The 21,120-nt window shown below is 73.2% G+C and carries 9 protein-coding genes and 1 pseudogene; 5 read left to right on the plus strand and 5 right to left on the minus strand.

What is annotated here, in order from left to right; translation table 11 throughout:
- Window positions 1–33: 33 nt before the first annotated feature.
- From OG373_RS11000 to OG373_RS11020, 5 genes and pseudogenes are all read left to right on the plus strand, one after another.
- Window positions 34–6,549 (plus strand): annotated as a pseudogene (locus tag OG373_RS11000) (type I polyketide synthase); the annotation flags it as partial.
- Window positions 6,546–8,642 (plus strand): alpha-hydroxy-acid oxidizing protein, encoded by a 2,097-nt coding sequence (locus OG373_RS11005; RefSeq protein WP_405437828.1) that lies wholly within the window; start codon window positions 6,546–6,548, stop codon window positions 8,640–8,642. The pseudogene OG373_RS11000 and the gene OG373_RS11005, both read left to right, overlap by 4 nt.
- Entirely contained in the window at window positions 8,639–9,436 is a 798-nt protein-coding gene (locus OG373_RS11010; RefSeq protein WP_405437830.1) for a thioesterase II family protein, read from the plus strand. The genes OG373_RS11005 and OG373_RS11010 overlap by 4 nt, the downstream gene beginning before the upstream one ends.
- A 1,762-nt stretch (window positions 9,437–11,198) precedes the next feature.
- Window positions 11,199–12,101, plus strand: coding sequence for a hypothetical protein (locus OG373_RS11015; RefSeq protein WP_405437831.1), 903 nt, complete (start codon window positions 11,199–11,201; stop codon window positions 12,099–12,101).
- Window positions 12,102–12,459: 358 nt separating this feature from the next.
- Window positions 12,460–12,717, plus strand: a complete 258-nt coding sequence (locus tag OG373_RS11020; RefSeq protein ID WP_405437833.1) for a hypothetical protein — start codon at window positions 12,460–12,462, stop codon at window positions 12,715–12,717.
- A gap of 56 nt (window positions 12,718–12,773) precedes the next feature.
- Here the strand turns inward: OG373_RS11020 and OG373_RS11025 are convergent, their stop codons facing one another.
- From OG373_RS11025 to OG373_RS11045, 5 genes are all read right to left on the minus strand, one after another.
- Entirely contained in the window at window positions 12,774–14,024 is a 1,251-nt protein-coding gene (locus OG373_RS11025) for a cytochrome P450 (protein ID WP_405437835.1), read from the minus strand.
- An 86-nt stretch (window positions 14,025–14,110) separates the two neighbouring features.
- Window positions 14,111–17,311 carry a non-ribosomal peptide synthetase gene (locus OG373_RS11030; protein WP_405437836.1) on the minus strand — a complete coding sequence of 1,067 codons (3,201 nt, stop codon included), beginning with the start codon at window positions 17,309–17,311 and terminating at the stop codon, window positions 14,111–14,113.
- Window positions 17,308–18,522: an NAD(P)/FAD-dependent oxidoreductase gene (locus OG373_RS11035; protein ID WP_405437838.1), complete on the minus strand. Its 1,215-nt coding sequence runs from the start codon at window positions 18,520–18,522 to the stop codon at window positions 17,308–17,310. The genes OG373_RS11030 and OG373_RS11035 overlap by 4 nt, the downstream gene beginning before the upstream one ends.
- A gap of 112 nt (window positions 18,523–18,634) precedes the next feature.
- Window positions 18,635–19,840, minus strand: coding sequence for a cytochrome P450 (locus OG373_RS11040; RefSeq protein WP_405437839.1), 1,206 nt, complete (start codon window positions 19,838–19,840; stop codon window positions 18,635–18,637).
- 46 nt (window positions 19,841–19,886) lie between these two features.
- Window positions 19,887–21,119 (minus strand): cytochrome P450, encoded by a 1,233-nt coding sequence (locus OG373_RS11045; RefSeq protein WP_397732070.1) that lies wholly within the window; start codon window positions 21,117–21,119, stop codon window positions 19,887–19,889.
- Between the last annotated feature and the right edge of the window lies 1 nt (window position 21,120).

A 21,120-nucleotide genomic window follows, 5' to 3' on the forward strand; every position in this document is an offset into this window, starting at 1 on the left:
GCTTCCACAACCCAACAGCAGGTCGTCGAGGCGTTGCGGGCCGCGCTGAAGGAGAACGAGCGGCTCAAGGCGGACCGGGCCCACCTCCGGGAACGCGAGCAGGAGCCGATCGCGATCGTGGCGATGGCCTGCCGTTACCCGGGTGGGGTCCGTTCCCCTCAGGACCTGTGGCGACTGGCCACCGACGAGGTGGACGCCGTCGGTCCGTTCCCGGCCGACCGGGGCTGGGACCTGGCGGGCCTGTACGACGCCGACCCGGACCGGCCGCACACCTCGTACACCCGCGAGGGCGGTTTCCTTTACGGGGCGGCGCAGTTCGACGCCGAGTTCTTCGGCGTCTCGCCCCGCGAGGCGCACAGCATCGACCCGCAGCAGCGGCTGCTGCTGGAGACGGCGTGGGAGGCCTTCGAGAACGCGGGCATCGACCCGGCGACGCTGCGCGGCAGCCGCACCGGCGTGTTCGTCGGCACCATGTACGGCGACTACATGTCGCGGCTGTCACCGGCGCCGGAGGAGTACGAGGGCTTCCTGAGCGTCGGCAGCGCCGGCAGCGTGGCCTCCGGCCGGCTGTCGTACACCTTCGGGCTGGAGGGTCCGGCCCTCACCGTGGACACGGCGTGCTCCTCCTCGCTCGTGGCGCTCCACCTGGCCTGTGCCTCGCTGCGGCGCGGCGAGTCCTCGATGGCGCTGGTCGGCGGTGCCACGGTGATGGCGACGCCGATGCCCTTCGTGGAGTTCAGCCGGCAGCGCGGCCTCTCCCCGGACGGCCGCTGCAAGGCCTTCTCGGCCTCCGCGGACGGCACCGGCTGGGCCGAGGGCGCCGGTCTGCTGCTGGTCGAGCGGCTGTCCGACGCGCGTCGCAACGGCCACCCGGTGCTGGCGGTGGTCCGCGGGTCTGCCATCAACCAGGACGGTGCGAGCAACGGTCTGACCTCGCCCAACGGTCCGGCGCAGGAGCAGTTGATCCGCGACGCCCTGGCGGGTGCCGGTCTCACCGCCGCCGATGTCGACGCGGTGGAGGCGCACGGGACGGGCACCTCGCTGGGCGACCCGATCGAGGCGCAGGCGCTGCTGGCCACCTACGGCCGGGGCCGCCCGGCGGACCGGCCGCTCCACCTGGGTTCCCTGAAGTCGAACATCGGGCACACCCAGGCCGCCGCCGGTGTCGGCGGCGTCATCAAGATGACGATGGCGCTGCGGGAGGGGCTGCTGCCGAAGACCCTGCACGTGGACGAGGCCACCCCGCACGTGGACTGGGCCGGCGGCGCCGTCTCCCTGCTGACCGAGACGATCCCTTGGCCCGACCGGGAGGACCGGCCCCGCCGGGCCGCGGTGTCCTCCTTCGGCATCAGCGGGACGAACGCGCACGTCATCCTGGAGCAGGCGCCCGCGCCGGAGCCGGTGGCGGCGGCCGACCGGCCGGCCGCGCTGCCGACCGTACCGGCGGTGCTGTCGGCGAGCAGCGAGCCGGCGCTGCGGGCGCAGGCCGACCGGCTGTACGAACACCTGACGGAGGCCGACGGCGACGGGCTGCTGGACGTCGGCTTCTCGCTGGCGACCACGCGGGGGCACCTGGCGCACCGGGCGGTGCTGCTGTCCGGGGACCGCGACGAACTGCTCGACGGGCTGCGGGCGCTGGCCGACGGCGTGCCGGGGCCGGACGTGGTCCGGGCCACCGCCGGGGAGGGCCGTACCGCCTTCCTCTTCGCCGGACAGGGTGCCCAGCGCGCCCGGATGGGCCAGGAGCTGTACGAGACCTTCCCGGTGTACGCGGCAGCCTTCGACGCGGTGTGCGCGGCCCTGGAGCCGCACCTGGAGCGGCCGCTGCGGGAGGTGGTCCTCGCGGCCGCAGACAGCCCCGAGGGCGAGCTGCTGAACCGGACGCAGTACACGCAACCGGCGCTGTTCGCCTTCGAAGTGGCCCTGTTCCGGCTGCTGGAGTCGTGGGGCATCCGGCCCGACGCCGTGCTCGGGCACTCGGTCGGCGCCCTCGCGGCCGTCCACACGGCGGGCGCCCTGTCGCTGGCGGACGCCGCCGAGCTGGCCGCCGTACGCGGCCGGATCATGCAGCAACTGCCCCCGGGCGGGGCGATGGTGGCGCTGCGCGCTTCCGAGGAGGAGGCGACGGACCTGCTCGCGGGCCACCCGGAGCTCATATCGCTGGCCGCGGTGAACGGCCCGGCCGCCACCGTGCTCTCGGGCGACCGCGACACCCTGACCGCCGTCGTCGAGGGCTTCGAGGCGGCCGGCGGGAAGGCCACCCGGCTGCGCGTCAGCCACGCCTTCCACTCGCCGCTGATGGACCCGGCCCTGGCCGAGCTGCGGTCCGTCGTCGCCCGTCTGACCTTCCACGAGCCGCAGTTGACCTTCGTCTCGGACCTGACGGGCCGGCCCGCGGGTGCGGACGAGCTCGCGGACCCGGAGTACTGGGTCCGGCACGCGCGCAGCGCCGTCCGCTTCCAGGACGGTGTGGGCGCCCTCGCGGAGCTGGGCTGCGGCCGCTACCTGGAGGTGGGGCCGGGTACCGATCTCACCTCGATGGCCGCGGACTGCCCGGAGACGTCGGCCGCGACGCTGATCCCCTCGCTGCGGCGTCGCCTTCCGGAGGCGACCGCGCTGCTCACGGCCGTCGCGCGGGTGCACGCCGCCGGGGGCGAGGTGGACTGGGCCGCCGTGTTCGGGGGCCGGGGGGCGCGGCGGGTGGACCTGCCCACGTACGCCTTCCAGCACCGGCGGTACTGGATCGACCTGCCGGCCCCTCACGGGGACGTACGGTCGGCCGGCCTCACCGCCGTCGACCACCCGCTGCTGAGCGCGGTCACCGAACTTCCGGACAGTGACGGCCTGTTGCTGACCGGCCGGCTCTCCCTGGCCCGTCACCCGTGGCTGTCCGACCACCGGGTCGGCGGCCGGGTACTGCTGCCGGGGACCGGGCTGCTCGACCTGGTGACGCGCGCCGCCCGGGAGGCGGGCTGCGCCCTGGTGGAGGAACTCGTCCTCGAAGCCCCGCTGGTCGTCCCCGAGGAGGGGGAGGTCCGGCTGCGGGTGTCCCTGGCCGCACCGGACGGCTCCGGCCGCCGGACCGTCTCCGTGCACTCCCGTCCCGAGGACGGGGCCGAGGACGGGGCCGAGGGGCAGGGCTGGTCCCGCAACGCCCAGGGCGCGGTCCTACGGGAGGACTCCGGCGAGGTGCAGTGCGCCGACCTGGCTTCGGTGTGGCCCCCGCGGGGCGCCGAGCCGGTCACCACACCGGTCGCCGACCTGTACGAGGCCCTCGGCGCCAAGGGCCTCGCCTACGGTCCCGTCTTCCGCGGCGTGCGCGCCGTGTGGCGGCGCGGCCGGGAGGTCTTCGCCGAGGTGGCGCTGCCCGCTGAGAGCCGGCCGGACGCCGGTCTCTACGGTCTGCACCCGGCGCTGCTCGACGCGGCGCTGCACCCGATCGCGCTCGGCGGTCTGATCGACGAGGCGGACGAGGGAGACGAGCGGACCTTCCTGCCGTACGCCTGGTCCGGCGTCCGCACGCACGGCGAATCCGGGGCGGCGCTGCGGGTCCGGCTCGCGCCGGCCGGGGTGAACGCGGTGAGCATCGACGTCGCGAACGCCTCCGGGCGGGCGGTGGCATCGATCGGCTCGCTGGTCCTGCGCCCGCTCCCGGCGGGGGCCGTGCACGCCACGGCCGGGCCTCGCGACGGTCTGCTGATGCCGACCTGGGAGGAGCTCCCCGAACTGCCCGCCGCACCCGCCACGCACCGCTGGTCGCTGCTGGGCGCCTACGGGCAGGAGCACGAACTGGGGCTCGGCGGCGCCCTGACCGACGCGGCGGCCCTGGTCGACGCACTGGCCGCCGGCGAGGCCGCGCCCTCGCTGCTCCTGCTGCCCTGCGCGCTCCCGGCGGGCACCGGCGCGGACGCCGTGCGCACGGCCCTGCACCAGGTCCTGGACACGGTCAGGCTCCTCGTCGAGGACGAGCGGCTGGCCGGCACCCGGCTGGCGGTCCTCACCCGGGGCGCCGTCACCCTGGGCGGCGAACAGCACCCGGGCGAGCTCGCCCACCGCGCCGTGTGGGGGTTGCTGCGTTCCGCGCAGGCCGAGCACCCGGACCGGTTCACGGTCCTCGACGAGGACGGCACCCCCGCCTCCCGGCGGGCACTGGCGGCCGCGCTGGCCACCGGTGAGCCCCAGCTCGCCCTGCGCGGCGGCGCCGCCTACCGGCCCTCGCTCACCGCCGCCGACACCGAGACGCTGCTGACCCCGCCCGCGGACACCCCGTACTGGCACCTCGACTACGTGGCCAAGGGGACCTTCGCGAACCTGGCCCTGAAGCCCTGGCCGGAGGCGGCGGCCCCGCTGGAGGAGGGCCAGGTACGGGTCCGGATGCGCGTCGCGGGCCTGAACTTCCGTGACGTACTGCTCTCCCTCGGGGTGATCCCGCCGTCCGTGGACGGGCACGCGGGCGGCTCCGGGCAGGGCGGCGAGGGCGCCGGCGTCGTCGTGGAAGTCGGTCCCGGAGTCACCGACCTCCGGCCCGGCGACCGGGTGATGGGCCTGTTCTACGGCATCGGTCCGACCTCGGTCACCGACCGCCGGTTCGTGTCCCGGATCCCGCAGGGCTGGTCCTTCCGGCAGGCGGCGGCGGTCCCCGTCACCTACCTGACGGCCTACTACGGCCTGGTGGACCTGGCCGACCTGCGCGCGGGCGAGAAGGTCCTCGTGCACGCGGGCACCGGCGGCGTCGGCACGGCGGCGATCCAGATCGCCCGCCACCTCGGCGCCGAGGTGTACTCCACGGCGAGCCCCGCCAAGTGGGACGCGCTGCGCGGCGCGGGTGTCCCGCAGGAGCGGATCGCCTCCTCCCGCACCCTGGACTTCGAGGAGACCTTCCTCGCCGGGACCGGGGGTGCCGGCGTCGACGTGGTGCTCAACTCCCTCGCCGGGGAGTTCGCGGACGCCTCGCTGCGACTGCTGCCGCGCGGCGGCCGGTTCCTGGAGATGGGCAAGACCGACCGGCGCGACGCCGCCGAGGTGGCCGCCCTGCACCCCGGGGTCACCTACCGGACGTACGACGTGCGCGACCCCGGGCCGGACCGGATCCAGGAGATCTTCGCCGACCTCCTCGACCTGTTCGAGCGGGGCGCGCTCCAGGCGCCGCCGGTGGCGGCCTGGGACCTGCGGCGGGCCCCCGACGCCTTCCGCCACCTCGGCGAGGCCCGGCACATCGGCAAGGTGGTCCTGGACCTGGCGGACGAGACCGAGCGCTGGGACACCACCAGGGCCGTGCTGATCACCGGCGGTCTCGGCTGGCTGGGCCGGCTCGCCGCCCGGCACCTGGTGACGGAACACGGCGTAGGGCAGCTGGTCCTGATGGGCCGCGGGCTGCCCGGCGAGGACGCCGCCCGGGACATCGCCGGGCTGCGCGCCCTCGGCGCGGACGTCCGTACGGTGCCCTGCGACGCGGCCGACCGGGACGCGCTGGCCGCTGCCCTCGCCGGGCTGGCCGGAGACGGCGTCCGCATCGGCGGGGTGGTGCACGCGGCGGGCGTCCTGGACGACGGCCTGGTGACCTCGCTGACGGCCGAGAGCCTGGAGCGGACGCTGCGCCCGAAGGTGGACGCGGCGCTCAACCTGCACGAGCTCACGGAGCCCCTCGGCCTGGACTCGTTCGTGGCCTTCTCCTCGCTCGCCGGAACGCTCAGTGCCCCGGGGCAGGCCGGCTACGCAGCCGGCAACGCCTTCCTCGACGGGCTGATGGAGTACCGGCGTTCGGTGGGCCGCCCCGGGGTCTCCGTGGTGTGGGGTCTGTGGGAGGGAGCCGGCGGCATGGGCGCCGGGCTCACCGACGCGGACGTCGCCCGCATGGCCCGGGTGGGCGTGGCCCCGCTGACCTCGGAGCTGGGACTGGAACTGCTGGACGCCGCGGTGCGCCGGGACCGTCCGGTCACGGTGGCCGCGCGCTGGAACCTGGACGGACTGCGGGCCCGGATCGCGGAGGGCGCGGCGGTGCCGCCGCTGCTGCGCGGCCTGGTGCCCGCCCCGGCACCGGCCTCGGGGGCGCGGTCCGGGGCGCCCGGGGCGGCGGAGCGGCCGGAGGCGGCCGAGGCCTCGCTGACCGGCGACCGGCTGCTGGACGCGGTGCTCCACGAGGTCGCGGCCGTCCTCGGGCACACCTCCGGTGCGGCGGTGGACCGGGACGGAGCCTTCGACCGGCTGGGCTTCGACTCGCTGACCGCGGTGGAGCTGCGCAACCGGCTCGCCGTCGCCACCGGCGTCCGGCTGCCCGCCACGTTCATCTACGACTGGCCGACCCCGGCCGAGCTGGTGGTCCACCTGCGGGAACAGCTCCCGCAGGAGGATGCCGGAACGAGCGGCGCGCAGGACGCAGGGGCAGACGCGGGCGGCACCGTGGCGCTCCTCGCCGACATCGCCCGGCTGGAGGCCGCCGTCGCCGACCGGCCGCTCAGCGACGCGCAGAGCGCCGTCGTCAGCGAGCGGCTGCGCGAGCTGCTGACCGAACTGGGTTCTATGAAGGAGGATCAGTCCGCGTGGGCATGACCAACACCACCACGGCCCCGCCGGCGCCGCAGGCGGCTCCGTCGGCCGGCCGGACCGCCGGGTGGATCCGCACCCCGCACGCCCGGCCGGACGCGACCGCCCGCCTCGTGTGCTTCCCGCACGCGGGCGGCGCCGCGAACGCCTTCACCGCGCTGTCGGCCGGGCTGCCCGAGGACATCGAGCTGCTCGCCGTCCAGTACCCCGGCCGTCAGGACCGGCGCGCCGAGCCCTGCGCCGAGGAGATCGGCGAGCTGGCCGCGGGAGTGACCGGGGCCCTCGCCTCCCGCTCCGACCTGCCGCTGTTCCTCCTCGGCCACAGCATGGGCGCGCTCGTCGCCTTCGAGACGGCCCGCCTCCTGGAGGAACACGGCACCGTGGCCCGGCTGTTCGTCTCGGCCGCCCGGCCCCCGGCGCAGGACTGGGAGGAGCCCGACCTGACCCTCGTCGGTGACGAGGAGCTGGTGGCGGGGCTGCGGCGGCTCGGCGGCATCCCCGAACCACTGCTGCGGGACCCGGAGATCGTCGCCGAGGTACTGCGGCTGCTGCGCGCCGACCACCGGGCGCTGCTGCGCCACCACTGCGCGGAGGGGACCGCCGTGGCGGCCCCCGTCACCGTGCTGCTGGCGGCGGCCGACCCGAAGAACTCCCTGGAGCAGATGGCCGGCTGGGCCCGGCACACCACCGGCGGGCAGGACCTCGTGACGCTGTCCGGCGGGCACTTCTCGCTCGTCGAACGCCCCGGGGAGAGCGGACCGATCCTCACCCACCAGGTCCGCGCGGACCTGACCCGGGCCGATCCGGCGCCCGCCCCGGCATCTGCTCAGGCATCTGCTCAGACGGCCGCCCCGGCCCCGGAGGAGCCCCTCGCCGACCTGGTGCGGGAGATCCTGCTGGACGGTCTCGAGGGCCGGACCCCGAAGCTGTCCACCGATCCGACCACCCTGGAGGCCGCGGCCCGCGAGGTGATGTCCCCGGACGCCTACGCCTACGTGGCGGGCACCGCCGGGTCCGGCGCGACGGGACGGGCGGGCCGCGAGGCCTTCGACCGGGTGCGGCTCGTACCGCGGATGCTGCGCGGCACGCGCCGCACGGACACCTCGGTGACCCTGTTCGGGCAGCGGCTGCCGGTGCCCGTCCTGCTGGCGCCGCTGGCCGCGCAGCAGGTGGCCCACCCCGAGGGCGAGACGGCCACGGCGCGGGCGGCCGCGGCCGCCGGGGTGCCGCTGGTGCTGTCGACCTTCGCCTCCCGCACCCTGGAGGAGGTGGCCGGGCAGGCGGGCGACCAGCCGCGGTGGTTCCAGCTGTATCTGCCCTCGGACCGGTCGGTGGGCGAGTCCCTCGTCCGGCGCGCCGAGGCGAGCGGCTACAGCGCGATCGTCGTCACCGTCGACGCCACCCATCTCGGCTTCCGCTCGGCGGAACTCGACCGCGGCTACTCGCCGTTCCTGCGCGGCACCGGCATCGCCAACTTCACGAGCGATCCTGCCTTCCGGGCCGGACTGCCCGCCGCGGCGGACGCCACCGCGACCGTCCTGCGCTGGGCTCAGATCTCCACCGACCCCACCCTCACCTGGGCGGACCTGGCCTGGCTGCGGCGGCTGACCCGGCTGCCGCTGCTGGTCAAGGGCATCCTGCACCCGGACGACGCCCGGCTGGCGCTGGAGCACGGCGCGGACGGCGTGGTGGTCTCCACGCACGGCGGCCGCCAGCTCGACGGCGGCGTGTCCGCCCTGGACGCGCTGCCCGGGGTGCGCGCCGCGGTCGGCCCGGACGTACCGGTGCTGATGGACTCCGGCATCCGTACCGGCAGTGACGTGGTCAAGGCCCTGGCCCTCGGCGCGGACGCCGTCCTGTACGGCAGGCCGTACGTGTACGGGCTCGCGCTCGACGGCCGGCGCGGCGTGGAGCACGTCCTGCGCTGCCTGCTCACCGACCTCGGCCTGGCCCTGGCCCTCACGGGCTGCGCGTCCCTCGCGGACGTCGGCCCCGGTCTGCTGTTCCCCCGCGAGCACGTGGGTACGCACCCCCTCGCGCGCACCACCTCGGACACCCCCGGGTCCGGCGGGACCCCAAAGAACGGAGATCGGCGATGAAGCGCACCTACGGGCCCGGCTCCGACCCGACGGGCTGGCTGCGCCAGTACCACCGGCCGCCGGCCGATGCCCCGACGCTGGTGGCCTTCCCCCACGCGGGCGGCTCGGCAACGGGCTACTACACCCTGTCGGCGGCGCTGTCCGACAGCGCCGAGGTCCTCAACGTGCAGTATCCGGGCCGCCAGGACCGCCTCGGCGAGCGCTGCGTCGACGACATCGGGGAGATGGCCGACCGGGTCGTCGAGGCGCTGCTCCCCCGGCCGGACCGGCCGCTCGTCCTGTTCGGGCACAGCCTGGGCTCGATCGTCGCGTACGAGGTGGCGCTGCGGCTGGAGAGCCTGCACCCGGACCGCGCGCCGATCGGCGTGATCGTCTCGGGGCGGCCGGCGGCCGCCATCCACCTGAGCCGGGGCCTGTCCCTGCTGGGGGACGACGACCTCGCCTCGTCGATCTCCGACCTGTCCGGCACCCCGCCGGAGCTGCTGGCCGACAAGGACCTGATGTCGGCCGTACTGCCCTCCCTGCGCGCCGACTTCAAGGCGGCGGAGAGCTACCGCGGCGCGGCGGGCACCCGGCTGGCCTGCCCCCTGTACGCCTACTCGGGCGCTCAGGACCACAACGTGCCGCGCGCGGGGCTGCTGCGGTGGAGCGAGCACACGGCGTCCGCTTTCAGGGTCCGGTACTTCGAGGGCGGCCACTTCTACCTGCAGTCGCAGGAGCCGGAGGTGGCCCGGGCGATGGCGGAGGACCTGCGTGCCTTTACGGCCGCCTCCCTGGTGGGCAGCGGCCGCTGACCCGATGGCCCGTACCGGCCGGGCTCCTCCGTCAGTGCTCGGTGGGGCCGGCCGGGCCGGGAGGGTCGGGAGTGTCGGGACTCCCGAGGGACAGGCACCACGGACATTCGTGGAGGTCGCTCGCGGCGCTCGCCTGACGAGGCGAGGGCAGGGAGAAACCCGCCCTGTATTCGTCCTGGAGCACCTGGGTCGAGCATATTTCCGTCCGGGTCGATCGGACCGCGCCGGCCGCGAGCGCCTGGGCCAGGCGGCGTGTCACCCCCAACAGCGCCGCCCGCACTGCTCTCGCCACCCGGACTGCCGCCGGCCGGACACGGCGTCGGGCGGCTGCCCAGGGGCCTCGATCGGATCGGTCGCCGTACGGAGCCATGCTCACGCAACCCTTCTCGTGTTCGCACGCGGTGCGGGACGGATAGACCTTGCTGCCGGAGGGCGCCCCGGGGAAGGGTGGCAGCCCCTTGCGAATTGCCGGCCGGAGCCCCCGCCAGAGATAGACGGATGATATTTCTTTTATTCTTGGCAGTTCTCTCCATTTCTCCGAACAAAGCAGCACGGAAGTACATCGAACTGGAATTAGACAGGCCACCGCGATTTACCGTGCCCATTACCGCGGCGGGAGCCAGCAATGTACGGATTGCCGGGGTTTTATGTGACTGCCCACGTGCCGATTGCCGGGGTTTTTGATCAATTCTGCGATCATCCCGCCCCGGAGCCGCGGGACGTCGGAGCCGCGGTCATTCGGCGAGTGGGCTCGGCCGGCGGCGGGGTGGGGCACCGCCGTAGGGGGCTCCCGCGAAGGGCGGCAGAGACGGCTCGTCGACGAACCGGAACGGATCCTCGCCCACGCAGGCCGGGAAGCCCGCGGGCCCCCCTCCCGGCTGCCCCGGTGCCGCGGCTTCCCGGCGAGAGCGCCGGATGGCCTCCACATGACAGGACAGGACGTGCTTGAAGCGTTGCTGGCGCCTCAGCTCAAGGGCGTCCACGTGCCACAGACGGCCGGTCCCTGATGACGTCAGAGCAGTGCAACCTGTGCCCAGGGCGGCGGAGATCAGCACGATCCACAGGAGGATGTCTCCCACGGCTGGTCCTTTCGAAGGCTGATGGTTCAAGGGGCACACACGACCGGAGCCCCGGCGATCGTCGGGCATAACGCAGAGGCATATGCAGAGTTGCGCCCTCCCTGCCGATTGCAGCCATGCGCAGCAATCGACCCGGCCTCGGCATCTCAGCCTTTCAACCGATGATCGTCCGGCGGTCGGCGGCGGCCGGACTCGGGCCCGACTCCGGCCCGCCGCTCATCGCCCCCCTGAGCTGCGGCGCAACGGCACGGCAGGACATTCCTGCCGAACTCCTGTTGTGTTTGCAGAACCGATAAACGGCAGGCAACGCCTATTCATCTGCCACCATCACCCGGATGGCGCACACCCTGACCAACACCGGCAGCGTTTATGGAATATGACAACAGCAAAGCTCCCCGTCCTCTTCCGCAGATCTGCGGAAGAGGACGGACAGGGAGGCAGCTCTCACGCCGGGGCCACCCGGGTCGGAAAGTGGACTTTCACCCCACGCGCAACAGGGTGCAGCGAGGCCGGGACCGCAACGCTGGAACACGAGAGTCTGGAGATCGATCTGAGCTACTCGTCCTCGATCTTTGAGGACTTCCTCCATACGATGAGCGTGATCCAGGTCGAGTTCGACCGGAGGTCGGGGAGCACCGCCCCGTCCACGGCGCCTGTCGACGAGCACTCGGGCGGCAGCTCCTGTGTTTGAGCCGTACGGATACCCAGACATCCACGGCCACCATCCGCAGCCGGACACCACCGCGTTCCGGCGCCGGCCGGACCACCTACAGCAGGATCAACCCGGGCAGCCGCTCGGCGGGCACGGTGAGCCCGACCGGCCGTGGGATCCGGCGGAGGAGCTCGCCATCCTTCTCCAGGAGAGCGCTCCGCCCCGGCAGTCGGAGACCTTCGGCCGCGTCGGCTTCGACGACGTCGGTGACACGGTCAGCGCCCTCGGCCTCGTGGCGGGGCTGAAGCACACGCCTGCCGAGCGGCCGCCCAGGCAGGCCTCCAGCGGGCACCGCCGGAGCCCGTCGAAGTCGCCGGTCGTGACCCTGGTGCGAACGGGCAGCCTGTTCACGGCAGCGCTGGTCGCCGTCATCGCCGCCGTGGTGAGCATCCTCAGCGGGCTGGCCATCTGCGACGCCCTGCGCCACAGCGCCGGGCTCCACACGGCCCGCTCCGTGGTCGGCTGGTGGCCCCTGCTGATCTACGGCCCCTGGATGGTCGCTTCCCTGTCCATTCTCAGATCCGCGCTGCACCAGCGCCGCGCGCTGCATTCCTGGTCCATCGTGCTGCTGTTCTCCACCCTGGCCACGCTTCTGTGCGTGGCCCAGGCGCCCAGAACGATCGCTGCCGGGACGTCGTCCGCACTTCCCGCGATCGCGGCGCTGGCCTGCTTCCAGCAGCTGGTCCGCCAGATCACCCTCACGCGGCCGCCCCGACAGGCTGCGCCGCGGCACCGAACCCCGCCCGCCTCGGTGCTCGGGCAGGCGGCCACGGCCGCGCGCGGCCAGGACGGTGTCCCTCCCGGCTACTCCGCGGCGGAGAGGAAGGTCGTCCGCTCTCCGTCCGGGGGGCGTGGATTCGGGTACGGCGCATGACGGCCGTACGCGTGGGGCGGTGCCAGCCACTGGCTTCCTTGACACCCCACTCCTTCCCCACGCGTCACACGGGTGCTCGCCTGCACCTTTGAAACGAAGATCGAAACCGATAGTCACGGGCCCTGCACAGACTCAGCCTGACGGTCTATGTCGTTGCCCCGGCGCGGCCCGGGCCCCGACCCGCTCCCCGCACCGCAGGTCAGACCACATCGCGCCGCCGGCCGTCCGGTCACTGCGGCCCGTCCGAACGACGCACCGCCGGGGCACGCCCATGCCCGGAAGCGGACGCCGGACGGAACCAGATCCACGACGCGCTCCGGCGCGTCACCTCCCAGGCCTATCACGAGAGATCACAGGCATGCCGTACGAAATGACCTACTCCGAACGAACCAGGTACAAGCGGCGCCAGGACACCGCCTACCGGGCCGGCGAGGAGGCCGTCACCAACCTCCAGGCGGCGCTCGCGCTCGCCGACCTGACCCTTCCCTCCCTGTCCAACGACGGGCCGGTGGCCGGCCACGGCTTCGTCCGGCTCGGAGGCTGCAACGCGGCCTTCGCCAACCGGCTCGCCGAGGTCATCGCCGCGGGGGCCGACGCTCTGCAGTGTCGACGATGAACGGCGGCGGGAAGGCAGTCGTGCCCAAACGGCAGCGATCGACGCCGGGACGGCCGTCAGATCGAGCGTTCGCCGGTGAGGCGGACCTTCAAGGTGGCGTGTCCGTTGGCGAAGTTGGAGAAGAGTCGGGTGGGCGGGGCCAGCAGTTCGATGTCGGCGACCCGGGTGCGCAGCGACTCCAGCATGGAGATCATGTGGACGCGGCCCAGGTAGGCGCCGAGGCAGAAGTGCGGGCCGTGACCGAAACTGACGTGCTTGTTGGGCGTCCGCCCCAGGTCGAAGGTGTACGGGTCGACGAAGGCGTCCTCGTCGAAGTTGGCCGAGCTGTTCCACAGCGTGACGATCTCGCCGGCCTTGACGACGTGGTCACGGATCGGGATGTCGACGAGGGCGTACCGGCCGAAGTGCATGGTGGGGGTGGTCCAGCGCATGACCTCCTCGGTGGCGCTCTCCAGGGTGACCTCGGCGTTCTTCAGGCGGCGCCACTGGTCGTCGTGCCGGCTGAAGGCGTGCACGATGCCGGAGGCGGTGGCCCGGCTCGACTCGTCACCGCCCAGGATCAGGCTGTAGGCGTTGTAGATGATCTCCTCTTCGCTGAGCGGTTCGCCGTCGATGGTGGCGGTGGCCAGCGTGCTGAGGACGTCCTCGCCCGGATTGCGGCGGCGCTCGGCCATCAGGCCGGAGATGTAGAGCACGATCTCGTTGCGCGCCATCAGCGACACTTCTTCGCCGTCGTCGGCGCTGTAGCGGGACAGGGTCTGTGCGTTCCAGTCCACGAGCTGCTCGCGGTCCTCGGCCGGGATGCCCATGAGGTCGCCGATGGTGTGGATGGGGATCCGGTCGGCGACCGCGGTGACGAAGTCGAGTTCGCCCATCTCGACGGCTTCTGAGATCAGCCGGTCGGTGAGCTTCTGGACGTTCTCCACGACGGGGGTGAGGACCCGCGGTGAGAAGGACTTCATCATGAGGTTGCGGATCTCGCGGTGCCGCGGGCCGTCGGTGACGGCGAGCATCTTGCCGGCGGCGGAATCCTCGCCGAGCAGCAGCGTGCTGAGCACGTTGCCCTGCTCGGAGGTGTACCGCTTGTTGTCGCGGTAGGCGGCCATGATGTCGTCGTACTTGGTGAAGACCCAGAAGCCGGGGTTGCCGCCCTTGGGGGCGTGCCGGAACACCGGGTTGTGCGCGCGGTAGGGCCGCCACATCTCGTGGGGGTCGTTGTCGTCGAACGTCTGCGGGTCGGTGAGGTCGAGGGCCGCCGGGTCGGCCAGGGCGGCGAGTTCGGCCAACGGAAGGGTCGGGGCAGTCATGGCTGTGTCTCCTCCAGGGCCGCGGGCCCCAGGGCCCGCGGCGCGGCAATGGTCTTCGACGGAGGTGGGCAGGGGCAGCGGGGTGCTCAGGCGGCTTCGGCCACCACGGCGGTGGTGGCGAGTTCGGCGATCGTCTGCTTGCGGAACACGTCCTTGGCGGAGATCACCAGCCCGGCCTTCTTCGCCCTGGCCACCACCCGGATGCCGAGGATGGAGTCCCCGCCCAGCTCGTAGAAGTTGTCGGTGACCGAGACGGTCGGGACGCCGAGCACGTCGGACCAGATCTGGGCGAGCAGCCGCTCGGTCCCGGTACGGGGTTCCAGGGCGCTCGCGGGTGCGGCCGAGGCGTGCTCGGGGGCGGGCAGGGCCTTGCGGTCGACCTTGCCGCTCGGGGTGAGCGGGAACTGCTCCAGGCACACGAGGGCGGACGGAACCATGTGGACCGGCAGCCGGGCCGAGACGAACTCCCGCAGCTCTGCCGGCTGCGGGGGCTGTCCGGGCACGGCGTGGGTCACGTAGCCGACGAGGCGCTTGTGCTCGCCGTCGGCGAGGGCCACCACCAGCGCCACCCCGACCCGGGGGTGCTGCTGGAGCACGAGCTCGATCTCGCCCGGCTCGATGCGGTAACCGCGGACCTTGACCTGGTGGTCGGCGCGGCCCACGTACTCGATGACTCCCGCGCTGGTCCAGCGCACCAGGTCGCCGGTGCGGTACATCCGGTGGTCCGGGGCCCCGCCGTGCGGGTTGTCCAGGAAGCGGTCGGCAGTCAGTTCGGGCCGGTTGAGGTAGCCCTGGGCCACTCCGGGTCCGGCGATGAACAGCTCGCCGGCCACGCCGATCGGCGCCGGCCGCAGTTGGTCGTCGAGGACGTAGGCCGTGGTGTTCGCGACGGCCCGGCCGATGGGGACGGTCAGGTTCTCGTCGGCCTCGCGGATGAGGTGCCAGGTACCGAGGACCGCGGTCTCGGTGGGGCCGTAGAGGTTCACGAGCCGCTGCGGCGGGGCGGCCGCCAGTACCTCGGACACCCGTACCGAGTTGGCCGCCTCGCCGCCGAAGAGCACGTGGCGCAGCGCGCCGAAGGCGTACGGGTCGGCGGCGACGATCTGGTTGAACACGGCGGTCGTCACGAACAGGGTGGTGACGCCGTGCCGGCGCAGGGCGGCCGTGAGCTCGGCCGGGTCCAGCAGGGTGTCCTTGTCGATGACGACCATCCGGCTGCCCGCGAGCAGGGGTCCCCAGATCTCCAGGGTGGCCGCGTCGAAGGTGACGTCCGAGCCCTGGGCCATGACGTCGTCCGGGCCGAGCGACACCCAGTCGGCGTTGCAGAACAGCCGGACGACCGAGCGGTGTCCGATCACGGCGCCCTTGGGTGTGCCGGTGGAGCCCGAGGTGTACATGAGGTAGGCGGGGTCGTCGGCGGTGACCTCGACCCGCGGGGCCCCGGTCGGCAGCTCGGCGACGGCCGCGTACTGCTCGTCCAGGCAGATCGTCCGGGTGTCGGTGACCGGCAGTCTGCCGGTCAGCCAGGACTCGGTGAGGCACAGGGGCACCCCGGCGTCGGAGAGCATGAAGCCGAGCCGGTCCGCGGGGTAGTCGGGGTTCAGCGGCAGGTAGGCGCAACCGGCCTTCAGGACGGCGAGCAGCGCGGTGACGAGTTCGGGGCCGCGGGGCAGGCAGACGGCGATGAAGGTGCCGGGCGTGACCCCGTCGGCGACGAGGAGGTGGGCCAGCTGGTTCGCGCGGGCGTCCAGTTCGGCGTAGGTGAGCGTCTCCAGGCCGGCGGTGACGGCGACCGCGTCGGGGCTCAGCCGGGCCTGTTCGGCGACGAGCTCGTGCACGCACCGGTCCGAGGGGAACTCGGCCCGGTTGACGGCCCACTCGGTGGTGAGCAGCCGCAGTTCCTCCGCGTCGGCGAGCGGCAGGTCCGCCACGGACAGCGTCGGGTCGGCCGCGGCGGCGCCGAGCAGCACCGACAGGTGGCGGGCCAGCACCTCCACGGTGACGGCGTCGAACAGCGCGCTGTCGTAGTCCAGTACGACGTCCAGGTCGCCGGCGGTGGTCTCGGTGAACTCCACGGTGATGTCGAACTCCGCGGGCACCCCGGGCGGCGGGAAGGCGCACACGGCCAGTGCGGGCGGCTGCGCGGGCTCGGCCGCCCCGGCGGCGCCGCGCAGCGCGACCATCACCTGTACGCCGGGGGTGTCGCCGGCGTCCTTGCCCTCGCCCAGGGCGCTGCGGACCTGCTCGAAGGGCACGTCCTGGTGGGCGAGGCCCTCGGCGAGGGTGGCGCAGGTTGCGGCGAGGAGTTCGGTGAACGGCGCCTCGGGCCGTACGTGGGCGCGCAGCAGGAGGGGGTTGTCGAAGGCGCCGACCAGGCCGTCGAGCACCGGCCGGGGGCGGCCGCTCGCACGGGTGCCGAGTGCCAGGTCCTCCTGGCCGGTGTGCCGGGAGAACAGCACCTGACAGGCCGTGAACAGACCCGCGAACAGGGTGCCGCCGTGCGCGGCGGCCGTCTCGGCGAGCACGCGCGCGGTCCGCGCCGGTACCCGGAAGGTGTGCCGGGCCGCGGCGGCGCCGCGCGCCCGGGACCGGGCGCGGTCGGTGGGCAGCCGCAGTGCGGGCAGGCCGGCGAGGTGGCTTCGCCAGTGGTCGAGCTGGGCCGCGAGTGCGGCCTCGGTGACGCGGGCGCGCTGTTCGGCCGCGTACTGGGCGTAGCGGACGGGGAGTTCGGGCAGTCGGGCGGGGCGACCGGAGACGGCCGCAGCGTACAGCTCGGCGAGTTCGGTGGTGAGGATCGTCTCGGAGCGGGTGTCCACGGCGATGCGGTGGGCGGCGAGCACCAGTACGTGCTCGGTGGGGCCGAGGCGGATCAGCAGGGAGCGCAGGAGCGGGCCGGAGGTGAGGTCGTAGGGTCTCGCGGCGAGTTCGGCGATGCGGGCGCCGAGCCGCTCCGGCCGTGCGTCGGCGGGCGCCGGCTCCAGGTCGGTGAACTCCAGCTCCAGCGGACCGGCCGGCCAGATCTGCTGGGCGGGCGCGCCGCCGGCTTCGGTGAAGGTGGTGCGCAGCGGTTCGTGCCGGGCCACCAGCCGGCGCAGCGCCGCGGTCAGTTCGGTCCGGTCGAGGACGCCGGTCAGCCTCAGTGCGAGGACCGGGTGGTGGGCGTACGCCGCCTCGGGTCCGGGCCCTTCCCGGTGGGCGGACCGGATGAGCTCCTGCCCGAGGGTGAGCGGCGGCCGGTCGCTGCCGGCCGTCCCTTCGGCCCTCCCGTCGGTCGTCCCGTCGGTCATCCGTTCAGTCCTTTCATTTCCATCTCTTCCATCAGGTCGAGCAGTTCGGGGGTGACGAATTCGTCGATCGGGCAGACACCGGACAGCGTCGAGAAGTACCGGTCCGTCAGGTCCCGGCTGGTGGCGATGGCGCGCAGCAGGTCCAGGTGGTGCGGCGGCGGGTCCAGCCGGGCCGTCTTCAAGGTGGCGCGGTACTCGGGCATGAGGCCCTCCAGCCGCTGCTCGGCGAAGGTGTCCAGGGCCGCCCGCAGCCGCTCGGGGTCGTGCAGGCCGTCGCCGATGCAGTCCGCGAGCAGCTGGGCCTGGTAGAAGCCGTCGGTGATGCCGCGCGCGGTGATCGAGTCCTTGTGGTGGCCGGCGTCGCCGATGAGCGCCCAGCCCGCTCCGGTGGCCTGCCGGAAGAAGTTGCGCTGGTCGCCGGTGCCGTAGACGCGCTCCAGGCGGGCGCCGCCCGCCATTTCCTCCCGCAGCTCGGGGGCGGTCTTCTCGACGTTCGTGAGCAGGGCGTTCAGGGCGTCGCCGCGGACGCTGTGGAACTGTTCCTGCGGGAAATAGCCGGCGACGAGGGTCGCGCCGTCGTTGGTCGGTACGGTGCCGACCCAGTGGCCGGGCGTGTCGAACAGCCGGAAGCCGGGTTCGAGGCCGGACCAGTAGGAGTAGTAGGCGCAGGTGGACGTCGGGTCCTCGACGACGAAGGGGGCGCCGGCCTTCGCGGCCACGGTCGAGCGCATTCCGTCGGCGCCGATGACGAGGGTGGCCCGCTCGACGGCGCCGCCCGCGGAGGGGCCGAGCCGGACGCCGACGACGCGGTCGCCGTCGAAGACGAGGTCACTGACCGAGCAGTTCTCGCGGAACTCGACGCCCGCGTCGACGGCGCCCTGCGCGAGGATCGGGTCGAGCAGATAGCGGCGCGGGGCGTAGGCGGCGCCCTGCCCGTCGGCGGCCCAGGAGCAGCCTTCGAGCCGGATGTCGCCGTGGGTGTAGCGGACGTGGTCGAGGGCGGGGGCGCCGGTGGCCACCACGGCGGGCAGCAGGCCCCAGCGGGCGAGGGCGGCGACTCCGGGCTGATGGATGTAGAGCGTGGAGAGGGTGTCCTTGGGGAAGGTCCCGCGCTCGACCATGAGCACCCGGTAGCCGGCGCGCGCGAGCAGCATCGCGGCCGGAGCCCCGGCGCACCGCGCGCCGACCACAATCACGTCGTAGTGGGTCAAGAGATGCTCCTTGTCCTGCGCGGGGTGGTGTGTGCGTGGGGGGGGTACGGGCCCGGCGGCCCGGATCCGGAGGGGGGTCCGGGTCCGGGCCGCCGGGGTTCTGGGGCACCGCCTAGTCGACGCGGATCGGCAGCTTCCAGACCCCGGTGAACTCCGGGGAGGTGAGGAAGGTCGGCTTCCGGTCCGGGTCGACGCGCAGCTTCGGGAAGCGGTCGAACAGGATGTTCATGGCCACCCGGCCCTCCAGCCGTGCCAGGGGGGCGCCGAGGCAGAAGTGGATGCCCCGGCCGAAGCCGATCTGCGGGTTGGGCGCGCGGGCCGGGTCGAAGACGTCCGGGTTGTCGAACACCCGGGCGTCGCGGTTGGCTGCGGAGAACCACACCTCCAGGACGTCGCCCTCGGGCACCGTCACCCCGCCGATCTCGACGTCGCGCGTGGTGACCCGGTAGCCCGCCGCGAGCGGGCTCAGGTAGCGCAGCGACTCCTCCAGCAGGGTGGGCACCAGCGAGCGGTCGTTGCGGACCCGCTCGTCGACGTCCGGGAAGGCGTCCAGGCACAGGATGGTGTTGCCCAGCAGCATGGTGGTGGTGATGTGGCCGGCCGAGATCAGCAGGTTCGCGAAGTTGACGATCTGCCGGTCGGTCAGCCGTTCCCCGTCCACCTCCGCCTCGCAGAGCCGGGACAGCAGGTCGTCCTGCGGTTCGGCCCGCCGCTGGGTGACCAGCTCCAGGATGTAGAAGCCCATCGCCATGGCCGCTTCGGCCTGGGTGTCGAGGGACTCCTCCTGCGCCTGGTCGCCCTGGTGGGTGGTGAGCTGGGCGCTCGCCATGAGGGACTGGTCCGCCCACTCCTTGAGGAGGTCGCGGTCCTCGCGCGGGATCCCGAGCATGTCGCAGATGACGATCACGGGCAGCGGGTAGGCGAGGGCCTCCGCGAGGTCGAAGGTGTCGCCCTCGATCTCGTCGAGGAGCTCGTGGGTGAGGGCGGTGATGCGTGATTCGAGCTCGGCCACCATCTTCAGGGTGAAGGTGCGGCCGACCAGCTTGCGCAGCTGCTGGTGCTCGGGCGGGTCCGCCTGGGTCAGGTTGCCGTCGAAGGCGACGGCGGCCTGTTCGGGGCTGACGTAGCGCGCGGCCACCGCGGAGGAGTAGGTCCCGGGATCGCTGAGGATCTCCAGGGTCTCCGGGTACCCGTAGACGTGCCACATCCCGACCTCGGGGTCGTGGACCACCGGCTTCTCGGGCCGGATGCCGCGCAGCCAGAAATGCCGCGGGTGCATCTCCCACTTGTCGACGGGGCTGGTCGTGGTGCTGCTCATCGGGGTTCTCCTTCGGCGGCCCGGCCGCGGGCTTCGGGTCGGGGCCTCATCGGACGAGGAGCGGGAGCTCGGAGGTGGAGATGACGTGGGGCAGCGGCAGGAAGGCCGGCGGGTTGTCCGGGTCCGTCCGCAGCTTCGGGAAGCGGTCCAGCAGGATGTCCGTCGCGATCCGGCCCTCCATCCGGGCCAGCGGCGCGCCGAGGCAGAAGTGGATGCCCCGGCCGAAGCCGATGTGCGGATTGGGGTCGCGGGCCGGGTCGAACAGGTGCGGGCGGGTGAACTGGCGCTCGTCCCGGTTGGCCGCCGAGAGCGAGATGGCGACCAGCTGCCCCGGGTGCACCTTGACGCCGGCGAGCTCGCCCTCGGCGACGCAGGCCTTGTAGGCCGTCGCGATCGGGCTCAGGTAGCGCAGCGACTCCTCGACGAGGCCGGGGGTCAGTTGCGGGTTCCCGCGCACCGCGGCCAGGTGCTCGGGGTAGCGGTCCAGGCACAGGAGGGTGTTGCCGAGCAGGGCGCTGGTGGTGGCGTGGCCGACGACGAGCAGCTCGTTGGCGAAGTTCACCACCGCGTTGTCGCTGAGCCGTTCGCCGTCGACCTCCGCCTCGACCAGCTTGGTGAGCAGGTCCTCGCGGGGCTTGAGGCGGCGTTCGGCGGCGTGCTCGCGCAGGTACTGGAACATCTCCGGGACGACCCGCATGGCGGCCTGGGCGTCGACGTCCTCGTCCAGGTCGCGGTCGCCGGAGGTGAGGGCGACCGCGCTGTGGGCCATCCGGTCGACCCAGGTCTTGAACAGGTCGCGGTCGCTCTGCGGTACGCCGAGCAGCTCGGAGATGACGATGATCGGCATCGGGTAGGCGAGGTCGTCGACCATCTCGATGCTGTCCTGGTCGGACACCTGGTCGAGCAGCTCGTGGGTGATCTCGACCATCCGGGGCTCCAGGGCCGCGACCATGCCGCGGGTGAACGCCTTGCTGATGATCTTCCGGAGCTTGGTGTGGTCCGGCGGGTCGGACTGCAGCAGGGTGCCGTCGCTGAACTCCGGGTCGATCTCCACGTCGCCGGCGATCAGTTCGGCGACGTCGCTGGAGTACGTCCCCGGGTCGGCGACGACCTCCAGCACCTCCTTGTAGCCGTACACGTTGACGATGCCGTAGTCGTTGACCTCGACCGGGTGCTCGGGCCGGTGGCCCCGCAGCCAGAAGAACTCCGGATTGATGCCCAGGTCGTCGACGAAGGCCGCGGCTTCCGTCCCGTCCGTGTCGGCGGATGTCCCGGTCATG

The organism is Streptomyces avidinii (genome assembly GCF_045161815.1).
In the GTDB taxonomy this organism is placed as follows: Bacteria; Actinomycetota; Actinomycetes; order Streptomycetales; family Streptomycetaceae; genus Streptomyces; species Streptomyces avidinii.